This window comes from Christiangramia sp. OXR-203, from assembly GCF_034372165.1.
GTDB lineage: Bacteria > Bacteroidota > Bacteroidia > Flavobacteriales > Flavobacteriaceae > Christiangramia.
In genome coordinates, this window is record NZ_CP139698.1 from 1,983,185 (window position 1) to 1,997,041 (window position 13,857).

Here is a 13,857-nt window from a genome sequence, read left to right on the forward strand (position 1 = left end):
CTATGAAAACTCCTTATAAAGATATTTATACAGTCTTAAAGCTCAACCGATTTATAGTATTAGCTATTGTTATAAGCGCACAAATATTTAGTGCATTTGCCCTCTGGGTCACCTTCACAACGAATAAAAAAGCGTTGAACTCTGCTTTTGCCATTAACAATGACGGGAGTATTATTCCATTAAAGCTAGTCACCCAAAAAGAAAATTTCCAGGTGGAAGCATTAGCACATCTGAATTTGTTCCACACCTACTTCTATGGTATTGACGCCACCAATTATGAGAAGAACCTGGAAAAGGCCTTATGGCTGGGTAATAGTTCTGTTGCCGATCTATATCGTCAGAAAAAGGCCGATGGAGTTTATAATCGCCTGCTTCAGTATTCATTAGTACAGAAGGTCATCAGTATCGAATCGGACATCGAAGAAATGGATGATCAGTACAGGTTTAGAACCAAAACCATTTTTGAAATCAACCGAGGCTCTATTGTGGACACTTATGAACTTATTTCCACAGGAAAACTTATAACGGTAGACCGGCATTTTCCAAATAATCCACATGGCCTCCTGATCACGGATTACTTTGAAAACAGCCTAAGAAAAATCGTTCCTGAATCTTAAAGCATATTATGATGAAAATAGAAAAGAATAAGATCGTAGTTGCAAGTATCATCGCTATCACCATCATTTTTTTGATCTCTTATACGATCATGATCACAGGTGATGATCAAAATGAGGACAAGAACCTAAAACAAACAACGGTTCCAGAACTGCAGGAAGATCCACCATCCTATGATTCCAAACTGGATGCCATCAACGATTTAAAAGAGGTAAGAGAAACCAATGTCCCCAGTATTTATGACGAAAAACTGATGGATTCTCTGGGTTATTACGATGCAGAACTTCCCGAAAAGGAAAAACAGCACATTATCGATAGTATTTATTTTTTGGGAGAAAGAAGGTATGCGGAAGTAAGTGCGGTGGCTGCCCGGTCTAAAAAATCAATTCCCAGGAAAGTGCAAAGTACAGATACTTCAGCAATTCGGGAAGAAGTGAAGATCCAGGCTAAAGAGATGGGACTGGAGCATCAGCTATTTTTTGCATCCAATCCTAAATCAAACAAGATTGCAGCTTCCGGAAAAACCGATCCCAAAATTTTAGCTGTAGTCGATGGTACCCAGGTGGTCAGGGCTAATTCCCGGCTCCGTTTACGGTTGGACCAGGATGCGACTATTGGCAATAAGCCGGTCCCAAAGAATACCCCCCTTTTTGGTTTTGTAAGTTTTCAGCCTAACCGGGTGCTTATCGAAATAGAGAATATAAAACATCAACCAACCACATTAAAAGCTTTTGATCTACAGGATGGAAGTGAAGGTATTTATGTGGAAAATAATTTTCGTGAGGAAGCGACTACCGAAGTCCTGGATGATCTTTTAGGAGAGATCAATATTCCCAATGTTCCGCAGGTAAGTGGTGTAGGCAAACTTCTAAAAACCAAAAATCGTAATGTAAAAGTTACGGTCCTGAATAACTTTAAACTCATATTAAAACCAGGATTATAAAAACCTGGTGTAAATTAAATTCTATGTCATGAAAACATATCTTCTTATTTCCGCGATGCTCTTAACAGGCATCCAACTTTATTCTCAAAAGGCAGAACGCTTGGACACGATTTTTGCCAATGAGTACAAAAATGTAGCTCTATTTTTTCCGCAACCTATCAGCCAGGGTATTACAGGTGCCAGCCATTTTGTTTTTAGCCATAATAGGGAAAGACAACAACATTTTGCTTTATTACAGGCCAAACCAGGTAAAGAGAGTAATCTTCTGGTAATAGATGCCGGAGGTTCGGTGTACTCTTATATACTTAAGTATAAGAAGGATCTCTCCAGATTGAACTATTTCATCCAGAGTACAGCCCGAATAGGCACTGAAAAGCGTGATCTGCCAGCCCCCTTTAAGGATGTAGAACCAAAACCAAACCAGCTCGACAGAGACACCCATTATCGAAATTTTTGTTTCTATCTACTGAATAAAAAGGAACGGATTGGTAGGGTAAAGAAAAGAAACCAGGGCATCATCTTAAGTGTTGAAAATATAGTTTTTAACCAGAACGAACTGTATTTTGTAATTCAGATTGAGAACCAATCCAGCCTGGATTATGATGTCAATTTTCTAAATCTGTCTGTGGCTACCAGGCAAAAAGGAAAGAAAAAATCGATGCAATCACTTAAAAAAGATCTCGTGTTTGCCTATAAAGCTCCTACGAAAATTAAAGAAGGTCACACTGCTCGATTGGTGTATGTATTTCCTAAGTTTTCTCTGAGTAACGACCGGCAGGTATTACTGGAGCTTAACGAAGGAAAGGGTGAAAGGGACGTGGTATTAAAAATCTCTCATCGGTTAATAAATAATCCTAATTAAGAAAGATTTGACTAAAAAAAAGCTGAATTTTCAGATAGACCACTTTATATCTTTTAGTCTTGATGCGATATTCATTAAGGATTGCAATACTTCTTTTTCGTCTGGAAGTTCTCCGGTTAGTAATTCCCTGAATTGACCATTATAAGTTGGGCTTAAACTTTCCCAAACCTTCCCGGTATTTTTAAAAAATAAAGATTCTGACGGATGTCTGGATAACCATTCTTTATCTGTGGGAATAGCTTTATCATCATCTTTTCCCACCTGCAAAAGCATTGTTTCAAAATCATCTGATTTTAGGAATGTCGAAATTTTACACTCCTGCAATAACTGGTGTAAATCGTAGGTATGTCGGATCTTATTTTTTAAATCCTCTAAAGGATTCTCCGTATATGAAAATCTCACCAGGCTGATGATTTTCTCACAAAAGGTTCGTTCGATGCTTATTGCCGTTAGATTAAAAGGTTCGAGTTGATATTCTTTTATAAGGTCCTGATTGTTTGTTGTAGCAATAAACTGTGTGATCATGGAGTGTACGCTTACTTTTTGCGAAGGGTAAGATCTGCCTAAACTGGAAACTTCCAAAACAATCTGGTCCCGGACCTCCCCATATATACCCTTTACCCCGACTTTATCATAACCGTACACCAACTTTCTGATTTTGCCTTTTTTATTTTCCAGGGGGTGATCAGGAACAAGCTTCATTTCTGATTCCAACACGCTTGTGACCTTCTTAAGTTTTCTTTTTAAAGAGTTATCCGTTTCTCCATCCTCTTTTATGACAACGAGATCTATATCCTCGGAAAACCGTTGAATGATACCGTAACATTTAGACAGCGAAGTTCCTCCCTTGAAAACGGCAATATCTTTGGAGTTGGGCTCCGTAAAGATGATTTTAAGGGCAAAGGTCACCCAATAATCTTTTTCTACATAGATTTCGGAAATTCCGAAATGTTGGGCAGTGGCCACGATGGCACCTTCAAAAGCGGCTTTATAGTGATGTAATTTCATTAAGAAATATTCCAGTTTGAGATCGTAGGTAAGATGCTTTTAGATAAGCCAAATTTATAAGTACTCAGATAATTGATACTGTCTTTAAGTGATGTACTGAAGGAATTTAAAGAAAGAGCTTCAAGGATGGCCCCTAACAGTGCTCTCACTTTTGGAGGATATGCTTTGGCAATTGCTATCAGATTATTTTTCTCTACATCAGTAAGCTCCTGAATTTTTTTCCTTAAAAAGGTGATTCCCCTTTTTTTATCCATATCCGGAATATTTTTAAAATCTTTTATAACGTCTAATAATTGAAGTAACGATACATTGTTTTCTTCAACAGGCACATACGCTTTTGCAGGTTTAAGGACAAGATTACCTATTTTGGCTTTAATCTCTTTGTTACCAGCTACCCTTACCACATTAGAGATTTGAGTAGTCAATCCCAGTTCATTGTATAGTCGCAATCCGGTAACGTATGCAATCTGCTTGTCCTTTTCAAAGAGATACAAGTCAAGTAGTGTAGTTTCTCTGGGCTTTAATTCCCCAAAAGCAGTTTGTTTAGGTTTGTAATATACCCCATTTTTATATCTCCTGATTACATCATCCTCAACTAATCGGCTTAATGCCTTTGCAGCAGCAAGGAATTCATTTGGAGGAATTCCAAGGGTATCATAGGTAAAAACCTCTCCTGAATCTAACTTATTAATTTTACTTTTAATGGATGCTGCAATATTCATAGTACCGCAAAGATAATCTTTAAACTGAATTATGTCAAGTTTTTTATGGTTTTTACTTGACTAAATATAATGTTATTGTAGTTATTTAAAAATGGATTTAGCTTCCTGATAAATTCTTTCAAAATTCCTTTCCAAATCGGTTGAAGAAAACTCCTGAGCTTTTACTGGGAGCTCTCTTACAATCCTTTGTAATTTAAACTGTACTTTTTTATCCTTCCCATCAGCATAGGTAATGAACTCACCCTGTTTCAATCGAAAGAAAACATCTGCTCTAATTTTCGGAATTTCATTTTCCCCGGTAATCACTCGTGTATCGAAATTCAGGTTATGGCCACTACTCACACTCTTAGTCGGATCCTTTATAATTTCAAAGAAACGTTCATAATATTTCGCGGTATCAGGATCATTTACCTTCCCAAAGAACTGGTAAGATAGATTGCTTAGTATAGCCTTACTAGCTTTATCCCCATACATCATATCGTTCTGGATCTTATCCTGCATCACATATACAGTGGCAATATCATAACTTCTTAAAGTAGCCGGAATGCGGTGCATATTCAGTAAGCGTAAGGTAGGTGCTTCTTCCATCAATAGAAATGACGGATTGGAATTACGTACACTCATTTGTTTGGTAATGGTATGGATAATGGCTGCAATTACCGCAGAATAGGAAGATTCAAATTTAGGGTTATTCACTACGGAAATTACTGCGGGATTTTCGGGGTTATTTATGTTTAGAGGAACGTCATCTGCAGAAAGCGCCATAAATATACTTTGGGTACTGATTCGTTTTAAGGCATTGGCCAGGGTACTCTTTACTCCTGCTGTCTGTCTTTCCGAATCTTTACCGCTAATAAAGGCATCTGCCATCGCCCTGGAAGTTCTGTTCGAGTCCAAAAAGGCTATAAGGCTCTCAGTATCCAGAAATTGATATATCGCTATCAAATGGGGTAAAGTGCAGTACTGTGGATAGGATGTTTTCAATTTCCAGATCATCCCTCCTATTAAACCTTCTGCAGCATCATTAAAGAATTTTGTGGTTCCACTGGTGCCTGTTTCTTTTTGCTCTAATAGATTTTCAATAAGGACTCTGGAAATTTCATTGACGCTCTCTTCATTTTCCAGATAGCGGGGTGCAATCGGATTGACCCGGTGAATAATCTTATCAAAGGAAATGATCTTAAAAGGAATATCTGAATCCTTAAAAAGCGGATAAGCCATTTCGGTAAGTTCAAAATCCTTGTAATCATGAATCACCCCACAGAAATTGTACTGCTGAAAATGCTTTAGAAAACCATAGACCACACTTTCCGTTTTTCCACTACCGGCAGAACCGATGACAGATGCACCGCGTTTGATATTCCCAATTTTAAAGTCTTTGCCACTGGTTTTAAAATTTACCTGGTACTTCCTGGCAACCTTATCCTTTATTTCAGTGGAATGACAAAAAACATAGAAAACCGTATTGATTAGTAATAAGGGGCAACCCACAAACAGTAGGCCTTCTATAATCAGCTGGGGATAAAAGTAGTAAAGAATAAACCCTATTAGCAAAAGGGAATTGATCAAAAATGCATATCTGGAAATACGGTATAAACCGAAAAAAAGCAGAATACAAAAAGTGACGATTATGGTGATATTTACAATGTTGAATTCTTCCATATCATTTATATTATTTCATTTAAATTCCGATAGAGCTTGATTTAACTGCTATATCCACTCCCCTTCTCAACCGGTTAAATACTTTTAAAGCCAACTGGGCTTTATTGGTTGGGATGTTTGGCATCATAGGCATTCCGGTTTCTTTTAGCATTTTCATGGCAATTGCTTTTTCACTGGTTGGCAGTTTTATCAAATTTGAAAAATAACTTCTAGGGTTTTTAATGAACTCTTTCCTAGCGGTATAGGTTTCCACAAAATTCCGTTGATATCCGAAGTTTTTATCGAATGTTTTTTCAGCTTTCCCAAAGAACTTATCACGGTCAAAACCCCGTTTGACTATTTTCCCATTTAGCTCAACCTTCGATGCTTTGTATTTGCTACCGGGAGATAAGCTGTATTTATTCGAAGCATCCCTGCGGCTCACTATAATATGAATATGGCTTTGGCTCCCTTCTTTGGCCATTCCCTGAACGATTCGTTGCCCATCTTGTTTATGGGGAGCTGCTTTTTCCAATTTAGAGATTGCCCGTTTCATCTGGGCAATATTTCCGAGTTTCTCTCCGCGTTCAACTTTTTGGATATCATTTTTTATTTGAAGTATTTTGGTAGCAAAGGGCTGATTTTCCCGTACCTGTGTATCGGTGCCTTTAAAAAATCGTTGATGTTCAATTTTGGCGTAGTATTTTATATCATCAATATTGACCGGTCGGCCATTGAGTTCACGATTAAAAGAAGCCACATAATCTTTCATCACTTCTCGGGTATATTTTTTTAAATCTTCGCTGTTGTTTTTCAACCTGTTCAATTCATATTTAGAAGGGCTTATCGTAATAGTATAAAACCTTGGTTCCGTTTTTTCCAGTTTAGCGGTATTAGCATTAATTTCCCAAACTACTTCCTCTGCCGAAATTTGATCATTATACTGATTGAAAAAGTACTCCTTTTCCTCTGGATCCAATCCCTCATTTTCCTTTTCCAGATAGTCCACGAAGTCGGCTGAACCCTGAGAGTAATTCCCCCCTAATTTTTGTGCTGTGATCGTGATATACATCTTATTATTTTATGTATCCTTATTAATGCGTTCTTGATACTTAGGTTGGTTTTCTTGAGAATTTTTCTTCTCCAGAATAAGAGGTTCTTTTTTTGTTGCTGACTCCTCAAATAAGGATTGAAGCATTGCTACGGTAGGTTTGGTTTGTCCTTTCTCAATATCTTTTAAGATAGCGATGACTCCATTGATCCTTTTTTTAATCAGGTTTTCCAGGGTTTGCATTTTTGGGCCCATAGATTCCGTGGGAGAAATGCCATTCTCTTCAAAAAACTCAATCATCAACAGCAGGCTTATCGATTGGGATTTTGAGATGGCACGGCTAAACCGTCTAAACTTTTTAGCTACGGAAGACTTGATCTTCAATGTCTCGAATTGCTCTTTTTTAAATTTTTCATCCATTTTTTAGTAAAAAACTGACCATTTATCAGGGGCTGAGGAAGGCTTTTAGTAAAAAATGATTTCCTAACTCTCTGATTTAAAATAAATTAAAATTTAAATAACTGATTATCAGTTATTTAAAATATAGTATCAGATATATAACGCGGCTGTGCCCGTTATCCTCTTGCTATTCCTTTTCGTCCCGCCAGGCGGGACAAAAATCTCATACAAACTAGACCAATGTCCATTTGCATTTTGAGGAATAAAATTCCATTATGTAAAAAATTATGATTGGTAAGGATATCAGCGAAAGTCAAAAATTGGGATACCTTACATAAAACTATGTGCTGAAGTTCAGCTAATTAAATATACCATATTTTTTTTCAAAAGGAAATTAATATGCTATAGAATGGCTAAAATTTTTTAGTTTTATTATTCATTTATTTCCATACTTGGAAATTAAAAAAGGAAGATTCAGGTAACAGCGAATTTTCCTTTTCTAAAATTTTAGACTACCGGTAACTAATAAAAATTTGAGGGGTAGAATAAAAAAATACCCCTAAAGTTTTTAGAGGTATTTTATAAGGGATTAAAAAATAGTTTACAGGATACCTTCATCCGCAAAGCTTACATAATCACCATCTGGTGTCAGTATTAAATGATCCAGGACTTTAATATCTAACAGTTCCGCTGCTTTGGTAATTTTTTCAGTCAGGCGTTTATCTGCTTCGCTCGGTTTCAAAGTTCCGGACGGATGATTATGTGCAAGGATTACAGAACAGGAAAGGCTTTTAAGAATAACCGCAAACAAGATGCGTAGATCTACCAAAGTACCTGTAATTCCACCGGTAGAAACTTCAAAAATACCTTTCACTTTATTTGCGTTATTAAGCAGCATTACTTTAAAAGTTTCCTGCAAGCCGATCTGGTCTTTGTTCCAGGTATTGTATAATAGTTCAGCAGCATTAACGGATGAACTTATTTTAGGCGCCTGAGAGATCTTAAAATTCCCCTGATATTTTATCGATATTTCATTAACTTTCGTTTTCATTTTAATCTGATTTAAGGTTAAAATTGAAAAAGAGGGCGTTACCGTGAGCAAGTACCCGCCCTCTTTTAATTAACTACTGCTGGCTTTCTGTCTTAGCAGTTCCATTACCTAAAAGAAGAATTTCACTGGCTACCACTTCGGTGACATATCGCTTCTCTCCTTCTTTGGTCTCATAGGATCGAGTGGTCAATTTACCTTCAATGGCAATTTCTTTTCCAGTGCCCACATAATTCTCTACGATTTCAGCGGTTTTTCCCCATGTCACAACATTGTGCCATTGCGTATCCTGTACTTTTTCTCCTTTTGAATTTTTATAAAATTCATTGGTTGCAATTGAAAAGCTGGCTACTTTTTTACCACTTTCAAGATTTTTGATTTCCGGGGTTTGTCCCACATTTCCGATTAACTGAACTTTGTTTCTAAGCGTACTCATAATTAAAAGATTTAAAAATTAATAATTGATTTACTTATTATATCCGGGGCGTTTTCCTGTTTTTGATTTTTTTTACTTCGCTTCCGGGTATGTTGTTTTGAAATGATTTCATGAGATTTTTATTTGATTTACTTCCTATAGAGCCGTGTGCTGTTACCTTTTTTGATGCTGATACATTTTCAAGAGTTAGAATTAGGGAAGACTTATAAAAAGGAGTATGCGACTGGCTTATGCAGTCTGTACTAACTTCTAAATATTGGTATTTTGCATTACAAAAAAGGTAGGGACAGCAACGGCCGGGAAGGAAATGGAAATGCTGAAATTAAAAAACAACCGGAAGCGAAGTAAATGAATAAATGGAATTCCTATTAAGCGGGCGTCCTTTGTTACTTAGTTTATAGAATAAGGCTATAAGATTAGCACAACTTATTATTTATCGAATACATCAAGAGAAAAAATGAAAAGGATGCTCAAGATGTTCTTAAGAAAGCTCTTTACCCAAAATGGAGTATTTAGCGAAATGAAGCGGTAATGTACTGACTGCTATACAACTTATAGAATCATTGAAATTAATGGTCGCAATCTCTGGCTTTTTTCTGTTTCTACAGGTAAAGCTACTTGAATCAAATTTTTCCAAAAATTCTCTTTAGTAGAAAAGTAGGGCCAATTATGACCCCTTATTTATATAATAGTTGTATCTCACTTTATTTTTGATTATCTATTATCAAATCGTAAAAGCACGGTGTCAAAAACAAATATTCTAAAACCATTAACAACTAACAATGAATGTGTTAATCTCTTGTTATACCTATAAACCTTTCATTTTTCTTAACCTTATTTATCTTTTATAACTCTTAATTTAGATAGTCAAACTTGTATTTTATACATTCTATGGCTTTTAGATTTGAACCCATATTAGCAGAAGGTATCGCTCAGGTTTCATATTTTATATGTGATGAAAGTGCTGGGTGCGCTGCAGTTATAGATCCCCGGTCCGATGCCGATATTTACCTTCAAAAAGCACGGCAATATGGAGTAACTATTACACATGTTTTTGAAACCCACATCCATGCAGATTTTATGAGTGGGGCTCGTGAGTTGGAAGCCCGTTGCAAAGGAAGCGCTAAAATTTTTGTGAGCGTTGAAGGTGATGCCACATATGATTTTGCATATGAACCTGTTCGGGAAGGAGATGAGTTTGAATTCGGTCAAGTTAAAATGATGGCTAAGCATACTCCTGGTCATACACCCGAACATTTATCCTATTTATTATATGAATCGCATAAAGAAGACCCCTGGGGCATTGTAACTGGAGATTCACTGTTCGTTGATTCTTTAGGACGACCAGATTTATTGGGTGATGAGAAGACAGATGAATTGACCAAGGCCCTTTTTAACACCATGCGGGAAGTTTTCTGCAAACTGAGAGATGAAGTGATTGTTTATCCATGCCATGCAGCAGGCTCGGCCTGTGGTCCTGATATAGGCGACCGTATGAATACCACCATTGGATACGAGAAGAAACATAATCCATTTATGCAGATGGAGACTTTTGAGGAATTTAAAGAAGCCATTCAGGATAGTGCGCCTCCAGTACCTACTCATTATCCAAAGATGAAAAAACTTAACGCAAAGGGGCCAGAAACTTTTGGGCATACGCCCCCAGTCAGGTCTTTAAATGTAGAGGAGTTTGAAAAAGAAATGAAGAACCCCGATACGATCATTATCGATACGCGGGATATGTTGGCTTTTGGAGGCGGCCATATAGAAGGTTCTCTTAACATAGGACAACGTCCCACTCTATCGGTTTGGGCCGGTTGGTTAATTGAAATAGACGCTCCTCTTCTACTGGTCTTGCCTGAAGATAAAGATCTAGAACGGGTTGTAACTTTACTTTGGCGCACCGGACATACCAATTTTAAAGGCTATCTGGCTGGGAACATGCGCAGTTGGCAGGAATCGGGTAAACAAATTAAGAAATTGACCCAACTCAGTGTACATGAACTCAGCGCAAACAATGGGCAATATCAGCCATTGGATGTACGTAAAAAGAAAGAATTGCAAAATGGATACATACCTGATGCCAGGCATATTTTTCTTGGCGAACTCTCTGATAAGATAAGTACCTTAAATAAAAAACAAAAATTTGCCGTGTATTGCGCCAGCGGCTATAGAGCCAGCATTGCGGCCAGTCTTTTACAAAAAAATGAATTTCAGAATGTGAATAGCATTCCGGGAAGTTTTAAGGCATGGAAGGCTGCGGACTTATCAATTGAAAATAAATCACAATATCAAAAAAAGTAAGAAATTATGGAAAATGAAATCAAAAAAGTAAATGATGAAATTTCGGTGGCAGCATATGATCCGAATGAAAACAGCTTTAAAACTTTTGCTGATAAGGGTTTTAAGTCGGTTATTAATTTGCAGACCGATGAAGAAGAACAAAATGTTTCCCAAGAGAAAGAAAAAGAGCTGGCTAAGAAGCTTAACCTTGAATACAAACATATTGGTATATCTAAGGATAACTTATCAGATGCAATCGTTAATAATTTCCGACAGGAGCTTGAATCTCTTCCAAAACCAATCTTGGTTCATTGCAAATCAGGAAAACGTTCAGGCGCCTTTGTAATGATGCATATTGGGTGCCAGAAGGATATGTCCGGGGAAGAAGTGATTAAACAGGCTGAAGAAATGGGTTTTGAATGTGATGTACCGGAATTGGAGCAGTTTCTCAAGAAATATGTAAACGATCATTAACAAAGGTATATACAAAGAATCTATTTGTGATATAAGGACTGATACATCATAGATATAGTAACAAAGGAATGGCGCTACGTTTTTTTGACATTTATACAGGAATTTTATACCTGAAAATAATTCCATGCAAAATAAATGGTATGATTTTTATGATGCCTAATTAATTAGTGATTCGATATAGCTATCTATTGAAAAGAGGAAAAAGGAAGGATAACTAAAGTAATCCACCACAAATACGGCTGCCAGGCTATAATTAAACCTACTGCTATAATAATTGTTAAACCAATAGTTAAAAAAGCTTTCCTCATATTTTTTTGATGCGAATGCTCCCCATCTTCTCCATGGCTGTTTCCGTTTTCATCCCCTAAAAACTGCCCTTGTGGCCCTACCCCTTCGATATACACAAGTTGCGATCCATAATGCCCAGCCCAGCCCACAGAATAACCTGCAAAGGCAAGTACTAAAAAAACTGAAATCTCAAACCATCTTTTTTGTTTTAAAAGGAAGAGGCTTCCCAATTTTAGCACAGCAGCAATAGCACTAGTCCATATCGTCCAAGTGGCATATTTATCATGTTGTTCCAGCACTTTTTTAGCAGTCTCGGTAAGACCTTCAGTATTTGGATGTACAAATGTTCCGGCGACATAAGCTCCAATAAATCCAGCACCTACTGTAAGCAGAATGACCCAGTCCATAGTACGGTTCATTGTGAAGAGTTGTATAAACTGCAGCAACACGGCTAACAATAGTAAAGCAATGGGAAAGTGGACCACTAAAGGATGTAGGTTAGGAAATTCATCAAGACCTACAGCTTCAGAACCCTGGACTGGAGAAAAGGTATCAGGCACTGTATCTTCCAATGTTACTTCGACATTATTTAAGGATACTGAATTGATGTCCTTCACCAAGGCATTTGAGAAATTTACAAAAAAGACCAGAAGTAATGTGGTGAATAATAATTGTTTAGTTCTCATTTTTTATGTTTTTAAATTAGTTCCCAATTAACTGAAGGAACAAGGCTCCTATGATTATAATTACAATGAACCCAAAGATTATAAAGTTGAACCATTTTTTAAAGCCATTCCCTCTTTGTCCTTTTTCATTTCCAGTCTTGCAACATTCTTTCATCTAATTCTTTGTTGCGCCTGAAGGGGGAAGGGTTATTCAGTACATAACACCTCCCCTACAGGACTTTAAACACCAAGTACCAGAAATTTCAACTAACCAATCAAACAATTATAAAAATTATTCTTTCTGATACTGGGTTTTATTTATAATTCACTTTTAAGGCCGGTTATATAATTTATAATTTCTAACTTATCTTCACTTGAAAGTTTCGCTTCCCCATGGATCAGGGTATAAGAATCCAATGGCATCTCACCGTCTTCAATCTGGCTTATAATAGATCTCAACTTGCTGTTCTTTCTGCGATCTGAATAATCACCCCATTCGTTAAAATTAAGTTCTGCCTTTCCCTCTCTAATATGGTCCTCCAGGAACCAGGCCACCGGCTGTACTTTATTATACCAAGGATATTCAGTATTATTACTGTGGCAGTCGTAGCAAGATACCTGTATCTTATTCTGTATTTTTTCAGGCACAGTGTTGACCAACATAAAATCTGTACAGGACACTTCCTCACTTTGATTGCGTTCTATCGGAAAAAATTGTATTACAACCAATGCGACCAAAAAAAACCAGCCAATGAACTTAATTACTTTCAATTAATTAATCTCTTTTTGAATTTTTCCGCAGTCCATCATTTTACTTCCGAAATACGGGTTTTGAATTTCTTTACTAGCACTTAACCACTGTGCGCCTTTATTGTTGTTATACATTGGACAAAAATCCTGATATAACTTTTTATTCGTTCCGGTTATGGCAATCATATCTATAACATCTTTGCTCAAAATATCGAAATGTTCCCGTTGATGGTCAATGGCGCTTTCGGCAATATGTTCTGCATGTTCCTTTGCATCTTCAATGATATCCGTTAACTCCTGCTGTTCCTCTGAAGAATAATTGCTCTTGTCAAAATTCTCAAATTCACCAACCAATTTGCCTCCGGCCTGAGCCGCTGCTTCCTGATCATCTGCCACCAGGGCATTTTTCAGCTGCAGGTAGTTATCGATAATGGTATTTGTAGCATTATTACCTGCATTCTCGGCCATCATTTTTCCGGAACCTTCCTGATTATCAACATCTTCCTGATACATCTCACTGGACATCGGTTCAGAGACTTCCTCTTTCTGATTCGCGTCCTTACAAGACATTGCAGTTAGTGTCACCAATACCATAAGGTAAATTTTTATTGTCATTCTTACTTTTTTCATTTTGATTTGATTTAATTTAATTTATAATGAAAGTTTTAATCT

The 13,857-nt window shown here is 36.9% G+C and carries 15 protein-coding genes; 5 read left to right on the top strand and 10 right to left on the bottom strand.

All coding sequences use genetic code 11. From position 1 onward, the window contains the following. The first annotated feature begins 2 nt into the window (after window positions 1-2). Genes T8I65_RS09025 through T8I65_RS09035 form a run of 3 tightly spaced genes read left to right on the top strand, consistent with a single transcriptional unit; the run spans window position 3 to window position 2,420 of the window. Window positions 3-617 carry a conjugal transfer protein TraK gene (locus T8I65_RS09025; RefSeq protein WP_322300380.1) on the top strand — a complete coding sequence of 205 codons (615 nt, stop codon included), beginning with the start codon at window positions 3-5 and terminating at the stop codon, window positions 615-617. An 11-nt stretch (window positions 618-628) separates the two neighbouring features. Continuing rightward, on the top strand, window positions 629-1,558 hold the full coding sequence (gene traM, locus T8I65_RS09030; RefSeq protein WP_322302792.1) for a conjugative transposon protein TraM: 930 nt from the start codon (window positions 629-631) through the stop codon (window positions 1,556-1,558). Window positions 1,559-1,586: 28 nt separating this feature from the next. Beyond that, the gene (locus T8I65_RS09035; RefSeq protein ID WP_322300381.1) at window positions 1,587-2,420 is read left to right on the top strand and encodes a DUF4138 domain-containing protein; all 834 of its coding nucleotides are present in this window, start codon (window positions 1,587-1,589) and stop codon (window positions 2,418-2,420) included. 30 nt (window positions 2,421-2,450) lie between these two features. Here the strand turns inward: T8I65_RS09035 and T8I65_RS09040 are convergent, their stop codons facing one another. The 7 genes from T8I65_RS09040 to T8I65_RS09070 all read right to left on the bottom strand — a co-directional run bounded on the left by T8I65_RS09040 (window position 2,451) and on the right by T8I65_RS09070 (window position 8,725). Continuing rightward, window positions 2,451-3,428 carry a nucleotidyl transferase AbiEii/AbiGii toxin family protein gene (locus T8I65_RS09040; protein WP_322300382.1) on the bottom strand — a complete coding sequence of 326 codons (978 nt, stop codon included), beginning with the start codon at window positions 3,426-3,428 and terminating at the stop codon, window positions 2,451-2,453. Then, window positions 3,428-4,150: a DUF6088 family protein gene (locus tag T8I65_RS09045; protein WP_322300383.1), complete on the bottom strand. Its 723-nt coding sequence runs from the start codon at window positions 4,148-4,150 to the stop codon at window positions 3,428-3,430. The genes T8I65_RS09040 and T8I65_RS09045 overlap by 1 nt, the downstream gene beginning before the upstream one ends. An 81-nt stretch (window positions 4,151-4,231) precedes the next feature. After that, the gene (locus tag T8I65_RS09050; RefSeq protein ID WP_322300384.1) at window positions 4,232-5,812 is read right to left on the bottom strand and encodes a type IV secretory system conjugative DNA transfer family protein; all 1,581 of its coding nucleotides are present in this window, start codon (window positions 5,810-5,812) and stop codon (window positions 4,232-4,234) included. Between the two features lie 19 nt (window positions 5,813-5,831). Next, complete coding sequence (gene mobB, locus T8I65_RS09055; protein ID WP_322300385.1) at window positions 5,832-6,863, bottom strand: MobB family relaxase; 1,032 nt, start codon at window positions 6,861-6,863, stop codon at window positions 5,832-5,834. Between the two features lie 9 nt (window positions 6,864-6,872). Then, window positions 6,873-7,262 (bottom strand): BfmA/BtgA family mobilization protein, encoded by a 390-nt coding sequence (locus tag T8I65_RS09060; protein ID WP_322300386.1) that lies wholly within the window; start codon window positions 7,260-7,262, stop codon window positions 6,873-6,875. Between the two features lie 580 nt (window positions 7,263-7,842). Then, window positions 7,843-8,292: a JAB domain-containing protein gene (locus T8I65_RS09065; RefSeq protein WP_026934546.1), complete on the bottom strand. Its 450-nt coding sequence runs from the start codon at window positions 8,290-8,292 to the stop codon at window positions 7,843-7,845. Window positions 8,293-8,365: 73 nt separating this feature from the next. Continuing rightward, window positions 8,366-8,725, bottom strand: coding sequence for a single-stranded DNA-binding protein (locus T8I65_RS09070; RefSeq protein WP_026934547.1), 360 nt, complete (start codon window positions 8,723-8,725; stop codon window positions 8,366-8,368). 891 nt (window positions 8,726-9,616) lie between these two features. On the opposite strand from T8I65_RS09070, the gene T8I65_RS09075 reads away from it, so the two are divergent. Then, window positions 9,617-11,029, top strand: coding sequence for an MBL fold metallo-hydrolase (locus T8I65_RS09075; protein WP_322300387.1), 1,413 nt, complete (start codon window positions 9,617-9,619; stop codon window positions 11,027-11,029). A gap of 6 nt (window positions 11,030-11,035) precedes the next feature. Beyond that, a complete protein-coding gene (locus tag T8I65_RS09080) occupies window positions 11,036-11,482 on the top strand; it encodes a protein tyrosine phosphatase family protein (RefSeq protein ID WP_322300388.1) in 447 nt (148 codons plus the stop codon). 185 nt (window positions 11,483-11,667) lie between these two features. Here T8I65_RS09080 and T8I65_RS09085 read toward each other — a convergent pair whose 3' ends face one another. The 3 genes from T8I65_RS09085 to T8I65_RS09095 all read right to left on the bottom strand — a co-directional run bounded on the left by T8I65_RS09085 (window position 11,668) and on the right by T8I65_RS09095 (window position 13,815). Continuing rightward, window positions 11,668-12,456, bottom strand: a complete 789-nt coding sequence (locus T8I65_RS09085) for a DUF2231 domain-containing protein (RefSeq protein WP_322300389.1) — start codon at window positions 12,454-12,456, stop codon at window positions 11,668-11,670. Window positions 12,457-12,753: 297 nt separating this feature from the next. After that, complete coding sequence (locus T8I65_RS09090) at window positions 12,754-13,206, bottom strand: heme-binding domain-containing protein (RefSeq protein ID WP_322300390.1); 453 nt, start codon at window positions 13,204-13,206, stop codon at window positions 12,754-12,756. After that, on the bottom strand, window positions 13,207-13,815 hold the full coding sequence (locus T8I65_RS09095) for a DUF3347 domain-containing protein (protein ID WP_322300391.1): 609 nt from the start codon (window positions 13,813-13,815) through the stop codon (window positions 13,207-13,209). Window positions 13,816-13,857 lie beyond the last annotated feature (42 nt).

Coding starts and splice junctions, on each gene's coding strand:
- T8I65_RS09035 (WP_322300381.1), top strand. CDS start 1,587: ATGAAAACATATCTTCTTATTTCCGCGATGCTCTTAACAGGCATCCAA.
- T8I65_RS09095 (WP_322300391.1), bottom strand. CDS start 13,815: ATGAAAAAAGTAAGAATGACAATAAAAATTTACCTTATGGTATTGGTG.
- T8I65_RS09065 (WP_026934546.1), bottom strand. CDS start 8,292: ATGAAAACGAAAGTTAATGAAATATCGATAAAATATCAGGGGAATTTT.
- T8I65_RS09045 (WP_322300383.1), bottom strand. CDS start 4,150: ATGAATATTGCAGCATCCATTAAAAGTAAAATTAATAAGTTAGATTCA.
- T8I65_RS09050 (WP_322300384.1), bottom strand. CDS start 5,812: ATGGAAGAATTCAACATTGTAAATATCACCATAATCGTCACTTTTTGT.
- T8I65_RS09040 (WP_322300382.1), bottom strand. CDS start 3,428: ATGAAATTACATCACTATAAAGCCGCTTTTGAAGGTGCCATCGTGGCC.
- T8I65_RS09075 (WP_322300387.1), top strand. CDS start 9,617: ATGGCTTTTAGATTTGAACCCATATTAGCAGAAGGTATCGCTCAGGTT.
- T8I65_RS09085 (WP_322300389.1), bottom strand. CDS start 12,456: ATGAGAACTAAACAATTATTATTCACCACATTACTTCTGGTCTTTTTT.
- mobB (WP_322300385.1), bottom strand. CDS start 6,863: ATGTATATCACGATCACAGCACAAAAATTAGGGGGGAATTACTCTCAG.
- traM (WP_322302792.1), top strand. CDS start 629: ATGAAAATAGAAAAGAATAAGATCGTAGTTGCAAGTATCATCGCTATC.
- T8I65_RS09070 (WP_026934547.1), bottom strand. CDS start 8,725: ATGAGTACGCTTAGAAACAAAGTTCAGTTAATCGGAAATGTGGGACAA.
- T8I65_RS09080 (WP_322300388.1), top strand. CDS start 11,036: ATGGAAAATGAAATCAAAAAAGTAAATGATGAAATTTCGGTGGCAGCA.
- T8I65_RS09060 (WP_322300386.1), bottom strand. CDS start 7,262: ATGGATGAAAAATTTAAAAAAGAGCAATTCGAGACATTGAAGATCAAG.
- T8I65_RS09025 (WP_322300380.1), top strand. CDS start 3: ATGAAAACTCCTTATAAAGATATTTATACAGTCTTAAAGCTCAACCGA.